Annotated in this window: 10 protein-coding genes; 8 read left to right on the top strand and 2 right to left on the bottom strand. The window is 45.5% G+C overall.

The features are described from left to right. Positions 1-16 precede the first annotated feature (16 nt). The gene (locus RBB12_RS06410; RefSeq protein ID WP_306013208.1) at positions 17-1,627 is read left to right on the top strand and encodes a M1 family metallopeptidase; all 1,611 of its coding nucleotides are present in this window, start codon (positions 17-19) and stop codon (positions 1,625-1,627) included. 87 nt (positions 1,628-1,714) lie between these two features. Here the strand turns inward: RBB12_RS06410 and RBB12_RS06405 are convergent, their stop codons facing one another. Next, on the bottom strand, positions 1,715-5,098 hold the full coding sequence (locus tag RBB12_RS06405; RefSeq protein ID WP_306013209.1) for a ThuA domain-containing protein: 3,384 nt from the start codon (positions 5,096-5,098) through the stop codon (positions 1,715-1,717). A gap of 188 nt (positions 5,099-5,286) precedes the next feature. Beyond that, positions 5,287-6,546: an MFS transporter gene (locus tag RBB12_RS06400; RefSeq protein ID WP_306013210.1), complete on the bottom strand. Its 1,260-nt coding sequence runs from the start codon at positions 6,544-6,546 to the stop codon at positions 5,287-5,289. A 97-nt stretch (positions 6,547-6,643) separates the two neighbouring features. Here RBB12_RS06400 and RBB12_RS06395 point away from each other — a divergent pair, with 97 nt between their 5' ends. From RBB12_RS06395 to RBB12_RS06365, 7 genes are all read left to right on the top strand, one after another. Continuing rightward, complete coding sequence (locus RBB12_RS06395) at positions 6,644-8,053, top strand: amidohydrolase family protein (RefSeq protein WP_306013211.1); 1,410 nt, start codon at positions 6,644-6,646, stop codon at positions 8,051-8,053. Between the two features lie 56 nt (positions 8,054-8,109). After that, positions 8,110-9,324, top strand: a complete 1,215-nt coding sequence (locus tag RBB12_RS06390) for an amidohydrolase family protein (RefSeq protein ID WP_306013212.1) — start codon at positions 8,110-8,112, stop codon at positions 9,322-9,324. A 158-nt stretch (positions 9,325-9,482) separates the two neighbouring features. Further along, positions 9,483-12,692 carry a WD40/YVTN/BNR-like repeat-containing protein gene (locus RBB12_RS06385; protein WP_306013213.1) on the top strand — a complete coding sequence of 1,070 codons (3,210 nt, stop codon included), beginning with the start codon at positions 9,483-9,485 and terminating at the stop codon, positions 12,690-12,692. A gap of 7 nt (positions 12,693-12,699) precedes the next feature. Beyond that, entirely contained in the window at positions 12,700-14,619 is a 1,920-nt protein-coding gene (locus RBB12_RS06380; RefSeq protein WP_306013214.1) for a S9 family peptidase, read from the top strand. Next, complete coding sequence (locus RBB12_RS06375) at positions 14,616-15,314, top strand: DUF2490 domain-containing protein (RefSeq protein ID WP_306013215.1); 699 nt, start codon at positions 14,616-14,618, stop codon at positions 15,312-15,314. The genes RBB12_RS06380 and RBB12_RS06375 overlap by 4 nt, the downstream gene beginning before the upstream one ends. Before the next feature lie 77 nt (positions 15,315-15,391). Beyond that, the gene (locus RBB12_RS06370) at positions 15,392-15,979 is read left to right on the top strand and encodes a superoxide dismutase family protein (RefSeq protein WP_179384046.1); all 588 of its coding nucleotides are present in this window, start codon (positions 15,392-15,394) and stop codon (positions 15,977-15,979) included. A gap of 105 nt (positions 15,980-16,084) precedes the next feature. Further along, positions 16,085-16,714: a hypothetical protein gene (locus RBB12_RS06365; protein ID WP_306013216.1), complete on the top strand. Its 630-nt coding sequence runs from the start codon at positions 16,085-16,087 to the stop codon at positions 16,712-16,714. Positions 16,715-16,771 lie beyond the last annotated feature (57 nt).

Here is a 16,771-nt window from a genome sequence, read left to right as displayed (position 1 = left end):
GTTTATTTTAATCCATATGAAGCATACAACGCTTATCGTTTTCTTTTTTGGGCTGGGTGTGTTATCCGGCCAAAACTTTACCAAACAGGATACACTTCGCGGCAGCATCACACCCGAACGGGCATGGTGGGACTTGAACCACTACGACCTCAACGTGAAAGTAGAGCCATCACAGAAGTTTATCTCTGGCCACAATGTGGTACGGTATAAAGTGCTCGAAGAAGCACAAACGCTTCAAATTGACCTACAGGAACCCATGAAAATCAATTCGGTTTCACAGGATGGCAAAAAGCTGAAGTTTACTTCGGACGGCAACGCGCATTTCATCCAACTGAAGAAAAAACAGGTTCCCGGCGATTTCAATGAATTGAAGATTACCTATTCCGGGCATCCAAGAGAGGCTGTTCGCGCTCCATGGGATGGAGGGTTTTCGTGGAAACAGGATGCACAGGGCAACCCTTTTGTAGCTACTTCGTGCCAAGGTCTTGGTGCCAGCGTTTGGTGGCCCAATAAAGACCATATGTATGACGAAGTGGACAGTATGCGCATCAGTGTAACCGTTCCCAAAGATCTCATGGATGTATCCAACGGGCAATTGGAAAGTGTTGAGGAGCAAGACGATGTTACCACCTACCATTGGGTGGTCAAAAATCCCATCAACAATTATGGGGTCAACGTAAACATTGGCAATTATGTTCATTTTGGAGAGATTTATGAGGGTGAAAAGGGCAACTTGCCACTGGATTACTATGTGCTGCCCGAAAACTTGGAGAAAGCCAAGAAACAGTTTGTACAGACCCCAATGATGCTACAGGCCTTTGAACATTGGTTTGGACCCTACCCTTTTTACGAGGATGGCTTTAAACTGGTGGAAGTGCCTTATTTGGGCATGGAACACCAAAGCTCGGTCACCTACGGAAATCAATATGAAAATGGTTATTTGGGTCGTGATCTCTCAGGGACGGGATGGGGCTTGCAGTTTGATTTTATCATCATCCACGAAGCGGGGCACGAATGGTTCGCCAACAATATCACATACAAAGACATTGCCGATATGTGGGTGCACGAAGGCTTTACGGCCTATTCGGAAAACCTCTATTTGGATTACCACTTCGGCACCAAGGCGGCAGAAGAGTATGTCATTGGTACTCGGGCCAATATCCAAAACGACCGCCCCATTATCGGTCCTTATGGCGTGAACAAAAGTGGTTCGGGGGATATGTACTATAAAGGGGCCAACATGCTGCACACCCTTCGGCAGTTAGTGGAGGATGATGAGAAGTGGCGACAGATTTTGAGGAATATCAACAAGGATTTTTACCATCAGACCGTTACTTCGGAGCAGATAGAACAGTATTTGAGCGACAAGACAGAAAAAGACTTATCTGCCTTCTTTGATCAATACTTACGCACCACAATGATTCCAAAATTGGAATACAAATTGGAAAACGGTTCCATTACATATCGATATGTGGACATTGTGGAAGGTTTTGATATGCCCATTAGGGTTTGGGAAGGAGATATGGAAAAATGGTTGTTTCCATCAGCGCAATGGAAAACGGAATCCATTAACGGAACTCAACTCAAAATCGACAGGAATTTTTATATCGAAACGGAACAACTGTAAGTCAAAATCCGAACAACATCCATAAAACGAAAAAAGGGCCAGCAAAAACTGCTGGCCCCTTTTTATGGTTGGTTGGTTATTTACGCTTTAATTAAACTGTAGCTGTGTAATGGCGAATGGACTGAAGGATTCACCTCCAGCTTTATAGGTCAGGTACAGTTCGGGTTGCACGCCATCCGTCTTTTCAATGGGGATGACCACAGCGGTTCCCTGTCCTCCAAGTCCTGAAGGATTCAAGCTTCCCGTGCCCAATACCTTGCCATCTGGGGCTCCTGCCCTCAATTCCATGGTATAGGGTATGCTTGGTGGCTCTTGCCATCCTACCATGGCCATTACTCTGGAAACTCCCGACAAATCGGTATTCTCCATTTTCAACCACCCTTCGGCAGCATTTAGCAACTGTAACTGCATACCTCCAAACGTCATGGCCTGCATACCTTCTGTTGGTGTTCCTTCGGGGAAGGACACACTATTACTGGCCAATACTATCGTTTCTGAACCTGTCAACGGCAATGCGTCACCTGTTCCTTCATCGGTATAGCTGGCCGTCAACAAGAATACCTCTCCATTTTCTTTGGCTTCTGGGGTTATCTTACCTGCCATTGGCAACGAAGGTTGTTTGTTGTCACCACCTGCCAAAGACTGGATATATTGGGCTATCTGTCTAGCTTCCAATTGTGTTACATTGGGGTGAGCGGGCATCACCACTTCGCCCCAAACACCAGAACCACCAGCAATGATTTTGGCCATCAAATAGTTGGTAATGCGACGATTTCCCTTATACTTTTCTGAAACGTCATAATAACTTGGCCCTATGGATGCTTCTTTTTCCTTATGGCACGATTTGCAATCCAAACTCTGGGTCAATGCTTTACCCATTACTGCCCCAGATACCTGTTGGTGTCCCAAGTTCATGTTTACCTCATCCATTCCTGAACGATATTCCACAGAGACATACACATTGTCCTCATCTACATCACTATCGGCATCGGTCACGGTAATTTTATAGTTAATGGGCTGACCGGGAATGTAGAAAGAAGAATTGGCCTGTTGTAAATCAATATTGACCACAGGGCGCTCATTCCCTGCAATAATGGTCTTATCCAAACTGGATACGGCCTCTCCTGCCACATCCTTAACGGTTACATTCATTTTATAGGACCCAGCTTGCTTGTAGGCATAGGTCACTGTGGGGTCATTGGTTTCCTGCGTAGTGCCATCGCCCAAATCCCAAACATAGGTCATACTGTCTCCCTCTCGATCATAAGCATCTACCGTAGCGGTAACTGTGAGGGGCAGAGAACCAGCATCCTTGTCTACGATAAAACTATCGATTACCGGAGCACGGTTACCGCCATTATATTCAATATAGCTCAAACCACTATCCGGATTGGCCGAGAACCAACCACTTCCATATTCCAACAAATAAACGCGTCCGTCTGGGCTCATTTCCATATCGATGAGATTGTGGAGCTCAATATCTTTCGCAAACGGTTCCATTTTGTTGAAGGTACCATCTTCGAACAGATGAACGGCCATCATCCAACCGCGCATCCAATCGTAAATAATCACTTTTCCATCGTAATAAGCGGGCAAGCCTCCTCCGTTGGGATACATATCGGACCAATAGGTTGGTCCAGCCATAGCATTACGGCTACCGGAACCTACCTGCGGAAAATCTTGGATTTCACCATAATGATAGTACACGTAAGCCGGTTTGGCCGGTGGCAATTCCCTCAGACCCGTGTTGTTTTTGGAATCGTTGATAGGTTTCTCGGGGTCAAACTTTCTTTCGGTCTCCCCCGTTTCGTAATTGTATTTGCTATAGGCAAAATTATCACCAATAAACATGGGCCAGCCATAATTACCCGCCTCGCGAGCCTGGTTCATTTCGTCATACCCCCTTGGACCTCTTGTTTCCAAACTATCTACCCGTGCATCTGGTCCAACATCGCCCCAATAGACATAGCCTCTTTTCATATCCACAGAAATCCTGTAAGGGTTTCTATGACCCATAGTATAAATTTCAGGTCTGGTTTTTTCAGTGCCCACAGGAAATAGGTTTCCTTCAGGGATATCATAACTACCATCCTCGTTTACCTTGATTCGAAGAATTTTACCCCGAAGGTCGTTGGTATTGGCAGATGATCTTCTTGCGTCAAAATTTTCTTTGCCGGGTATGTCGTTCAACGGCGCATATCCGCTATTCACATATTTGGCGCCCTTGTCATCAAAAGGGGTCGAGTTGTCTCCTGTTGACAAATACAACAATCCTTCAGGACCAAAGGCAATGGACCCCCCGGTGTGACAGCAAATCTCACGTTGACTGTCCACTTCAAGGATAACTTGCTCGGAATCAGTGTCAAAATTACCGTCCTTGTACTTGAATCGTGATAAGCGGTTCACCCATCTATCGCCAGAAGGTGCATAGTATACGTAAATCCAGTTATTTTCTGCGTAGTTTGGGTCCTTTTGTAGTCCCATAATCCCTTCTTCTGCATTGACCCCTGGTGTCTCCAGAGTTTTGTGGTATACATCCAAAAAGGCAACCTGGGTCACCTCCTGTGTTTCCGCTGAGTAAAGCATAATCTCTCCCCTACGCTGGGCCACCAACACATCGTTATTTGAAAACACTGTCATTTCCGTAGGCTCATTAAATTGCCCTGTGGAAAGTGTCACTTTACTGAAACGGTTGGCCTCCGGTGGCACCTGCGATTTGGCCTTGGCGTAATCCAGTTCCAAATTCTTCCCGATCACATAATTTATTCCTCCCAGCACATGCTTCAGGAACAATTCCTCGGTGTAACTTTCATCGGTATGCCCGGCAGCCGTGTAAAAGGCACGTCCGCCATCAAACTCGTGGTACCAGGCCATGGGATGATAATCTCCATTCTCGCCACCTTCGTAAGTCGATTCATCAACGGTAACAAGAACATTCACGTCTTCATTGAAATTTTTAAAATTGTAGAGTTCATCGGTTCTATGCCAAATGGAATCCGTAAAAAAAGATGTGGCCGGATGACTTTTGTCCTTAATGATGAAATCGGCTTCCGGGGTTCCAGCAGGGTGGCTTAGGAACTGTGCCCCGACCAGTTTATTGTACCATCCCCAATCGTATTCGGTGTCTGTAGCGGCATGGATTCCCACAAAACCTCCGCCTGATTGAATATATCTTTCAAAAGAAGCCTCTTGGGCTGCATCCAAAACGTTACCCGTGGTGCTCAAAAACACGATGGCCGAATATTGTGCCAAGTTTTCGTCGGTAAACATGTCCCCGTTGGTGGTCGTATCAATCACAAAGTTGTTTTCCTGTCCCAGTTTTTCCAAAGCGGCGATTCCAGCAGGAATAGAGGCATGCTTAAAGCCCATCGTTTTTGAAAAAACCAATAGTTTTGGCGGACCCTGACGTTTGTTTTCACAGCCAACCAATACAAAAAGGAGACAAAGTGCCCCTAAGATGTAATTTTTCATGTGCATAACTAATTGTTGTAAAATCTTAAAGTTTAGTTTGTTTATCAGCAAAATACCGATAGAATGGCAATATAAATACAATTTTGCTGAAAACTACCCTCTATTGTCTCAAATTGTAAAAATAAACGATTTACTCGATACTGTATGATTCTGTAACGAATTTGAAGAGCCCTTTCGTTACCATCCGTTTAGCTTGACTTCCCGTATTTTTGGTGGTAGATGAAGGCGGCCACTCCGCCGACAAATGCGAACGCACTCAACATCCAAAACACATGTTGATGTCCCAATTCTTCACCAGGGTGGGCATCCAACAACATCCCATAAGCTGGTCCGGCAAAAACATCTGGGGTGTACCCTATCAAAGAAATCAATCCAACAGCAGTACCTGTAAGGGTCAATGGGATTTTCCCCACTTGCATGACCCCAAAATATAAGGCCCGTATCGCATACACGCCAACGGCAATCACCAACACGGAGATAAAAAATAAGGTAGTGGTGGATGGGGCTATGATACCGCTGGCGAACAGCAATCCACCAATCAGCGCAAAGAAAAATCCAACGACCAACAACCATGTGATCTTTAATCTATCTGCTATCAGCCCAAATAGAACGCCCGTAGCTGGTCTTAAAAATTGCAATAACGTTCCCACTTTGGCCGCTTCCACTTGATTGTACAGCATCACCTCTTCTGCATACTGTGATATGATATCTGTAATCTTGTAGCCCACATAACCGCAAAGGATGATGACCATCAACAGCCATACCGAGGGCAGTTTTAGGACTTGTTTGATATCTTTCCATGAAATCTGCTCAAGAATCATCTCCTTTTCTTCATCTCCTGCCTTCATGAAAAACCATACCAAAAGACCCACTAAAATGATGATGATGGACACTGTGTACAGGACATAGGTGAAAGCCACTTTGCGGTCGGGCAAGTCGGCCAAATCAGGTGGTTTCGTCAAAAAAAATGAAAAGACAAGAACTCCCAACAAACTGAACAAAGCGCCGGTTAGGCCACGTCCCCCGTCCAAAAAACCAAAGGCCCTACCTTGGGAATTGGCTCCACCCCAAATACGGGTCGCCTTGATCATGGGTGCCCAAAACAAAAATATGGTGGTAAATCCCCACCAACCGTACAACACCTGAAGCACCCATAGTGCAGGATATTGGGCAAATAAAAATCCGCCCAATGCTGTCATCCATAAGGCGACTGCTATCAACTTTCTGGGTTGGTACTTGTCGGCCAACGGACCTCCAAAAACATAGGAAACCATGGCTACCAGCCCATACACCGAAAAACAGAGGCCTAATTCAACGTTGTCCAGCTCCAACACATCCAGCACAGTGGGCCTGAACACACGGGGCAACACAAAGGGAAGGATAAAAATGGCCTCACCCGAGAGAATCAATAAAATCAAATAGAACCAACTCGGTTTTGTCGCCTTCAAACTTTGGTTTTTGCTAAAAGTCACCAAAAAAGCCGAGAAACACAAAAAGCGACGAAATAAAATCAGGTATCTTTAAGGATTCATAAATCAACCCTATATGACCCGACTGCTCGTTTTCTCCCTAGTATTGATCCTTGCCAGCTGCAAGAAAAAAAGCGTCAACACCTATGATGTGGCCATTACCAATGCCCAAGTGATTCATTTGGAGGCCGGTACGGTCAAAAATCAAGACATTTTCTTGGTGGACGGAAAAATAGCTGCCGTACAAGCGGTGGATTCCACTCAAGAATTCAAGGCCGGAACTACCATAGATGCCTCTGGAAAATATGTATTGCCCGGATTTTGGGACAATCACATCCACCTGCGCGGGGGCAATAGCTTGATTGGAAACAACGAGAACTTTTTAAAACTTTTCATCGCCAATGGAATCACAACGGTACGTGATGCCGGTGGGGATTTGACGCATGCCGTAATGAATTGGAAGACGCAAATAGCTACTGGAGAGCTGAACGGACCTACCATTTTTACCGCCGGTCCCAAAATTGATGGACCCAATGCCAGTTGGGCGGGCTCGCTGGAGGTGGAAAACGAGGATGATGTGGTTCGGGCCTTGGACTCCTTGGAGGTATTGGGCGTTGATTTCGTTAAAATCTACGACAGCAGGATTTCTCCCGAGAACTATCTCAATGCCATAAAAGAAGCCAAAAAGAGAGGGTTTACCGTATCGGGACACATGCCGTTCACCGTTACCTTGGAAGAAACTGTAACAGCAGGAATGGACGGTATTGAGCATCTATATTACATAATGAAGGGCTGTGCCGCTAATGAATCGGAGGTCACGGAAAAGCTAAAAAACGGTGACATGGGCTTTTGGGATGCCATGCCAGCACTGATGGATGCCTACACCGACAGCACAGCTCAAGCTACCTTCAATAGGTTAAAGAAAAATGATGTTTTTGTTGTTCCCACACTCCACATTGGCAAAACTTTGAGTTATTTGGATGAAGTGGACCACAGCAATGATGAATACCTCAGTTACATGGGCCAGGGTATCATCAAAACCTACGAAGGCCGTATTCAATCAGCTCTTCGTGCATCCGAGGAAGCAAGAGAAGACCGAAAGGAATTGGACCTCTTTTTCGGGAAACTGGTCAAATCCCTAGACTCGGCCGGGGTTCAGCTATTGGCAGGATCGGATAGTGGCGCCTACAATTCCTATACCTACCCGGGCATATCCCTTCACCAAGAGTTGCAAACCATGGTAGCCAATGGAATCTCTCCCTTGAATGCCCTTCGTACCTCAGCAGTTAATGGAGCCAAGTTCCTGAATCAGACCATAGATTATGGCAGTATTTCCGAAGGAAAAGTTTCGGATTTGGTCATTTTGGAGGCCAATCCCTTGGAAAATATCGAGCATACCCAAAACATACATACCCTAATCAAAGGTTCCGAAATATTTTCAAAAAGCGAGCTTCAAGAATTACTGAACACATCTAAAATAGACTAACAACCAATATCAATATGCGTCAAAAATATTTTATCCTTACCTTCCTAGTCTTTTGTTTGAGTCAACTCCACTCCCAAACCTTATTGATTCCCGATAGGGTATTTGATGGAAAGGAAATGCATGACGATTGGGTGGTCGCTGTTGATTCGAACAAAATTACCTACGCAGGGCCTTTGGAGAGACTTAAAAAGGCACGGGGCTACATTACAATCAAACTTGAAGGAAAGACGGTGATGCCGGGCCTCATAGAAGGTCATTCACATCTGCTATTGCATCCTTATAACGAAACGGACTGGAATGACCAAGTGCTGGAAGAATCACCTGTAGAAAGAGCAATTCGCGGCATAGTTCATGCCGAAAAAACGTTGCTGGCAGGAGTGACAGCCATGCGTGACTTAGGCTCTGAAGGCGCTGGCTATGCGGATATCTATCTCAAAAAAAGCATTGATGAAGGATTAGTTCCAGGACCACGCACTTTAATGGCCGGGCCTGCCATAGTAGCAACCGGAGCCTACGGCCCAAAAGGCTTCCATGATGGAGTACAAGTGCCGTTGGGTGCTGTTCCCGTGACTGGGAAGGATAGAGCAATGGAAGAAGTTCGAACCCAACTGGGCAACGGTGCCAATCTGATCAAAATATATGCCGATTACCGCTGGGGGAAGGATGAGCCCTCACAACCTACCTTTTTACAAGAAGAAATCGACGCCATGGTAGCAACAGCCACTACCGCAGGTAGGTATGTGGTCGCCCACGCAAGCACTCCCGAAGGGATGCGCAGGGCAATCATGGGTGGCGTGGAAACCATAGAACATGGAGATGGGGGCACCGCAGAAATTTTTGAACTGATGAAAGCAAAAGGAATAGCCCTTTGCCCAACCTTGGCCGCCGGTGATGCCATAGAACAATACAAAGGTTGGCAGAAGGGCAAAGAGCCCGACCCAGAACGCATTGCCAAAAAGAAAAAATCCTTTGCTTTGGCCCTCGAGTCTGGAGTAGAAATCGTATTTGGCGGAGATGTGGGTGTTTTTACCCATGGCGAAAATTACCGGGAACTGGAACTCATGGTAGATTATGGCATGAAGCCTTTACAGGCATTACAATCAGCCACCTCTGTAAACGCACGGATTCTTCATTTTCAGGAATTGGGAATGATTCAGGAGGGATATCTGGCGGACATCATTGCTGTAGAAGGCAACCCTGTTCAGGATATTTCCAGAATGCGACGGGTAAAATTTGTGATGAAAGACGGTACAATTTATAAAAACGAGTAATACTCCAAACATCAAAATACAAGTTCCATTAACATGCCTTTAAGAAATGAGGGAAGTGTTTTTGGTATCTTTAGGCTGCAGAATTTTGTGGGACGTGTGCAAAGCCATTTAATTCCACATACTGTCATATTAACTCAGAAAAACTACAAACCCAACTAATGAAAAAATCAATCTTCTTTGTATTGCTGCTGATTTCTGCCAGTATTTCAGCACAGGAATTCAGCATGGATTTGGTTCAGGACATGAAACCAAGAAACATAGGTCCGGCCGGAATGAGCGGACGTGTAACTGCGATCGATGTGGTCCATTCCAATCCAGATGTCATGTTTGTCGGAACCGCTTCGGGCGGTTTGTGGAAATCTACCTCGGGGGGTATCAAATGGGAGCCCGTTTTTGATAATGAAGTGACTGCTTCCATCGGTGCCGTGGCCATCCAACAATCCAATCCATCCGTCATTTGGGTGGGGACAGGCGAAGGTAACCCTAGAAACAGTTTGAACGGAGGTTATGGCATCTACAAATCCTTGGATGGCGGAAAAAGTTGGAAATCGATGGGCTTGGAAAAGACCAGGCACATCCACAGAGTGATTATCGACCCCACCGACCCCAACACCGTTTACGTAGGAGCCATTGGGTCGCCATGGGGAGAACATCCGGAACGCGGTGTTTTCAAAACTACTGATGGTGGTGAAACCTGGGAAAAAGTTCTTTTTGTGAACAATAAAACCGGAGTCGCCGACTTGGTCATGGACCCTACCAATCCCAATAAACTCATCGCTGCCATGTGGGAGCACAAACGAGAGCCATGGTTCTTCAACTCTGGAGGAGCGGGAAGTGGATTGCACATGACACATGATGGTGGAAAAACTTGGAAAAAAATTACGGCCGAAGACGGTCTTCCCAAAGGCGATTTGGGAAGAATCGGTGTGGCCATTGCGCGCAACAAACCCAATATTGTTTACGCCTTGGTAGAAGCCAAGAAGAATGCCCTGTACAAATCTACCGATGGGGGTTTTAAATGGGAAAAAATCAACGATAAGGAAGATATCGGTAACCGTCCGTTTTATTACTCCGAAATCTATGTGGATCCACAAAATGAAAATAGGGTCTATTCTGTGTTCACCTACATCAATGTTTCAGAGGATGGTGGTAAAAACTTTAGCCAATTAATGCCTGCCTATGGCGTTGATAACGGTGTACACCCCGACCATCATGCGTGGTGGATTCACCCAGAAAACGGACAATTTATGTTGGACGGTAACGATGGAGGACTCAATATCACCAAAAATGGCGGTAAAACTTGGCGGTTTATAGGCAATTTACCCGTCGCCCAGTTCTATCATATCAGTACCGATAACGAGTACCCTTATAATGTGTATGGCGGTATGCAGGACAACGGTTCTTGGAGAGGGCCTGCTTATGTGTGGAGACAGCAGGGCATTCGTAACAGCTACTGGCAGGAAATCGCTTTTGGTGATGGATTTGATGTGGTTCCCGACCCAGATGATAGCCGATACGGTTATGCGATGAGCCAACAAGGGTATGTGAGCCGTTACGATTGGCAAACCGGTGATGGCTATATTGTACGCCCTACCCCACCGGATGCGGACACAAAACTTCGCTTCAATTGGAATGCGGCCATTGGTCAGGATCCATTCAACAATAGCACGGTCTACTTTGGAAGTCAATTTGTGCACAAATCCACCGACAAAGGTTTGACCTGGGAAGTAATTTCCCCCGATTTGACAACCAATGACAAGGAAAAACAGAAGCAGAGCGAAAGTGGCGGCCTTACCATGGATGCCACAGGCGCGGAGAACCATTGTACCATTATCGTATTAGAACCATCACCTGTAGAGCAAAATATGCTTTGGGTAGGAACCGATGACGGTCGTGTGCATTACACCCTCAATGGCGGTGAAACATGGACCGAGGTCACCAAAAACATCAAAGGATTGCCTACTGGAAGTTGGGTTCCACAGATAAAAGCTTCCCAAAACAACAAAGGAGAAGCACTTTTGGTAGCCAACGATTACAGAAGGTTCAACTACACACCTTATGCCTACAGAACAAAAGATTACGGAAAAACCTGGACCCGTATTGTTGATGAAAATGATGTAAAAGGCTATACCCTTTCCATTATCGAAGACCCTGAAAACCCAAATTTGATGTTCTTGGGAACCGATGATGGTCTTTATATTTCCTTGGATGCCGGGAGCAACTGGAAAAAGTGGAACAAAGGTTTCCCAACGGTATCCACCAAGGATTTGGCGATTCAACCAAGAGAGCAGGATTTGGTCATCGGGACCTTTGGTAGAGCTGCATGGGTGTTGGACGATATCCGCCCATTGCGAAAGTTGGCAGGCAATACTTCGGTCTTGCAAAAAGACATCAGTTTGTTCGATAGTCCAGATGCCTACCTTGCTGCTTATCAACAGCCTACTGGTTCAAGATTTGGTGGGGATGCCATTTTTAACGGCGAAAACCGTGAATACGGGGCGATGATTACCTATTATCTAAAAGAAGGAAGCAAGAAGGATAAAGAAGAAGGGAAAGAGGATAAGGAAAAAGATGAGGAAAGCGCTGATGACGAAAAGTCAAAAGAAAAAACAAAAGACTCCATCTTTTTTGAATTTTATGATGGCGATAGGCTCATCAGAACCCTGAAATACAAGACTCCGGAGAAAGCCGGTTTCCATAGGATTTACTGGAACTTGGACGAAAAAGGCCCGGACCGCCCATCCAGAACCATCAGAAAGCGAGATAGGGAACGTGGAGGCGTAGAAGTAAAGCCCGGTACCTACAAAGTTAAAGTGGTGTATGGCGAATCGACCGACTCCACATCTGTAACGGTGAGGACCGACCCAAGGTTGGACGTAAGCCTTGCTGCCATCAATGAAGTATACGAAACCAGCAAAAAACTGGAAGGTTATACCCAAACCGCTGCGGATGCTGTAAAACAATTGGTGGAAAGCAAGGATTTGGCGAACAAGTTCAAAAAAGAGCTCAAGGAATTGGATGAAGATAAATTTGAGGAGCAAATCAAGGCCTCTGAGGCCATTGTAAAACAGATTGACTCCGTGGTCGCGCTGTACTTGGGCAAAGAAGACAAGCGTCAAGGCATCACCGACGACCCAGAACCCAATGTGATGACCAGATTGGGCGATGCTTCCTATTATGTGGGCACCCGAAAATCTGGAATAACGGCCACCGAACGTAGAATGATTCGGTTTGCCGAAGAAGAACTAAAGGCTGCATTGGACAAGACCAATGCCTTCTTTAATGACGAATGGAAATCGTACCGGACTTCCATTGAATCATTGGACCTTTCTCCCTTCAAGGAGACAGAACGCTTTAACCTAAATTAAAGAATTCATGAAAAAATTATTGGCCTTTGCCCTTATTGTAAGTGTTTGGGCATGTAAAGAAGAGAAAAAGGAACCTTCCATCGCCGAGACGATGAAGACCTACACCATTTCACAAATGATGGACAACGAGTCCATTGCTGGTGGAAGCTTTTCACCGGACAAGTCCAAATTACTGGTCTCCAGTAACCGTTCAGGTATTTACAACATGTACACCATCCCAACTTCGGGTGGCGAAATGATGCCCGTTACCCAATCGGACAGTTCGTCGGTATTTGCCATCTCCTACTTTCCAAAAGATGAACGGATGCTGTTCCGAATGGACAACAATGGGGATGAAATCTACCATATTTTCGTTCGCGATACGGATGGAAGCTTTAAAGATCTAACCCCGGAAGAAGGAGCGCGTTCCCTCTTTTATCAGTGGTCCGAGGACAAGTCAGCATTTTTCTACGGTTCCAACAAGCGTGACAACCGTTTTGTGGACCTCTACAAAATGGATTTGGAAAGTATGACCTCAGAATTGGTGTACGAAAACAACGATGGCTATGATGTTGGCGTAGTCTCCCCGGACGAAAAGTATGTCGCTTTGAGCAAATCCATCAATACCAATGATAGTGATTTGTTCCTGTACAATCTAGAGTCCAAGGAGCTGACCCAAATCAATGAAAACCAAAGTGGAAATGCGCCACAGGATTTTTCACCTGATGGAATGGCATTTTATTACACCACCGATGATGGAAGCGAGTTTTCCTATTTGATGAAGTACAACTTGGCCGATGCCTCCTACGAGAAGGCCATGGAACGGGATTGGGATATTTCCGGAAGTTATTTTACCGATCAGGGAACCTATCAAGTCACCTACATTAATGAGGACGCCAAAAATACCATCGAAGTGATGGAAGTGGCCACAGGGAAGAATATTGATTTACCTGCGGTGGAAAACATGGAGATCACCAGCGTAAGTTTTTCGGATGACGAAAGCATGATGCGATTCTACGCCGGGGGTTCGCACACTCCCTCCAATCTGTATGTGTACAATTTGGAGACCAAGGAGCAAAAACGATTGACCGATGTTTTGAATCCCGAGGTTCAAGCACAGGATTTGGTCAAAGCAGAGGTGGTTCGCTATAAATCGTTTGACGGACTGGAAATTCCAGCCATCTACTACAAACCACACCAAGCCAGCGCTGAAACGCCTGTGCCCGCTTTGGTTTGGGTGCATGGGGGTCCAGGCGGACAATCCCGTCAAAACTTCAGTGCTTTCATCCAATATTTGGTCAACCATGGATACGCCATTTTGGCGGTAAACAACCGTGGTAGTTCGGGATACGGTAAAACGTTCTATCAAATGGATGACCTGAATCATGGTGACAAGGATTTGAAAGATTGCGTGGAAGGCAAGAACTGGTTGGCACAACAACCAGAAATAGACGGTGAGAAAATCGGAATCATTGGAGGTTCCTACGGAGGTTACATGACGATGGCGGCCCTTACCTATACTCCCGAGGAATTTGATGTGGGAGTAAACTTATTCGGTGTTACCAACTGGATTCGTACCCTCAAAAGCATTCCACCATGGTGGGAATCTTTCAAGGATGCCCTTTACAAGGAATTGGGAGATCCTTACAGTGCTGATTCCGTGCGATTAAAGCAGATTTCTCCCCTATTCCACACCAGCAAGGTCACCAAACCGCTAATCGTACTCCAAGGTTCACAGGATCCCAGGGTGCTTCAAGCGGAATCGGATGAAATTGTAGCTGGCGTCCGCCAAAACGGCGTGCCTGTGGAATACGTGCTCTTTGAGGATGAAGGACACGGATTTGTGAAAAAAGAAAACCAAATTAAAGCGTACAGCAAAATTTTGGAATTTTTGGATGAGTACTTAAAAGAAGAAAAGAGTACTCCTATTAAAGAAGAGAATTTATGATCAAAAGACTTTTGACCTTGGTGTTCCTGACCGGAGCATTGAGTGCAAACCTACATGCCCAAACTCCCGGTGAAGAAGAACTGGGAGCTTGGTTCATGTATTTTGGGACCAATCAAATTGCAGAACGTTTCAGTATACATTCCGAAGCACAATTTCGGTACTATGAAACCACGGATAATTTTAATCAAATGCTGTTACGAACTGGTCTCAATTATCACATCAATCCAGATGCCATGGCCACCATCGGCTATGCCTTTATTCAAACGGACACCTCTTTTGAGGACATCATGGGTGAAGTGGACAGCAGGGAAAACCGGATTTTCCAGCAATTTATATTAAGGGACAAAGTGTGGGAGTTCCTCTTTGAACATCGTTACCGTTTGGAACAGCGCTTTTTTGACTTTGGGGATGTTACGGATACCCAGCATAGGGCACGCTATCGGATACAGGTTGCCCTTCCGCTAACGGATACGTTTTTCCTCAACTTTTACGATGAACTGTTTATTAACCTACAGGATAATCTATTTGACCAAAACAGGCTATACGCAGCTTTTGGAGTGAATATCACAGAAAATAGCAACATACAGTTGGGATACCTGAGAAATCAGTTTGCCAATGCGGTGTTCGACAGATTACAGTTTGCCGTGTTCTACAATCCCGACCTCAGAGGACTTTTTAAAAAGAAGCAACCTTAGAAATACCGAAGGTAATCCTTGACACAGGCGTAAATAATGCCTACCTTATTAGCTAATCTTAAAAACATCATTTTTAAATGAAAAAATTACAAACAACAGCCTTAGCGCTGCTATTAATAACAGCATTTGGCTGTAAACAAGCAAAAAAAGAAGCGGAGGAGACTACCGAAGAAGTAGAAGAAACTGTAGAACAAGTAGCGGAGAAAATGGATCCTGAGGTCATCACCTTCTCCATGGAGCCTAAAAGCGACAGCAACGTAAGTGGCGAAGTGGTTTTTACGCAAGATGAAGGACAAGTGATTATGCGGGCCACCTTTCTTGGGTTGGACGAAGGCGAGCACGCCATCCACTTGCACGAAAAGGCAGACTGTTCATCCGCAGATGGAACATCAACTGGAGGACATTGGAACCCAACCTACGAGCAACATGGCAAGTGGGGCTCGGAAGATGGTTACCATAAAGGCGATATTGGCAACTTTACCGCCGACGCCGATGGTAATGGCACCGTTGAATTCATGACCGACGAATGGTGCATTGGTTGCGGTGATGATACCAAGGATATTTTAGGCAAAGCGGTAATTGTTCACCAAGGCGTGGACGACTACACTTCACAGCCCTCTGGTGCCGCTGGCGCAAGAATTGCTTGCACAGGAATTATCCAGTAAGCTGAGCATACATAAACAAGAAAAAAGCCGTCCGTTGGATGGCTTTTTTTATTGACCCAAATTCAATTATGAGCTAACTTAGTGCTTATTAAAAATGTACTCAAAATGAAAAAACTACAACTTGCAGCCTTGGCCCTACTGCTCATAACAGCCTTTAGCTGCAAAAAAGCCCAAAAAGAGGAGGAAAAAACAGAAGTCAAGGCGTCTACAGCAACCTATAGCCTCGTGCAGGATTCCACCGACGTACGTTTTACGGCCTACAAGACAACCGACAAGGTTCCCGTTGGCGGTACCTTCCAACAAGTGGAGGTCACCTATACCGCAGGAGAAACCCCAAAGGAAACCATCGATGGACTTGAATTCACCATTCCGGTGAGCAGCCTTTTCACCAATGATCCTACCAACATAAGGGATCCCAAAATCATCGAGTTTTTTTTTAACAAAATGGTGGAGACCCAAAACATAACGGGTAAATTCTCGCTAAATGATGCCAACAACTGTTCGGTTACCCTGAGCATGAACGGGGTATCAGCCGAACTACCCATGGAATATGAAATCACAGAAGACAACCATGTCAATTTTACTGGGGTTATGGACCTAAAACAATGGGATGCGCTCAATGCATTGGCCTCACTCAATGAAGCTTGTAAAATATTGCATACCGGTGCCGACGGTGTAAGCAAAACCTGGGACGAAGTTGCCATTAATGCTTCGGTATGGCTGACCCAACAATAAGTATTTCCAATAGGACAAAGATTTATGGAAAGAGCTGCCAATCGCAGCTCTTTTTTT

It is taken from the genome of Allomuricauda sp. MMSF_3307 (assembly GCF_030733585.1).
GTDB lineage: Bacteria > Bacteroidota > Bacteroidia > Flavobacteriales > Flavobacteriaceae > Flagellimonas.
The sequence above is the reverse complement of the archived record's forward strand: the minus strand, read 5'-3'. Positions and strand labels throughout refer to the sequence as shown.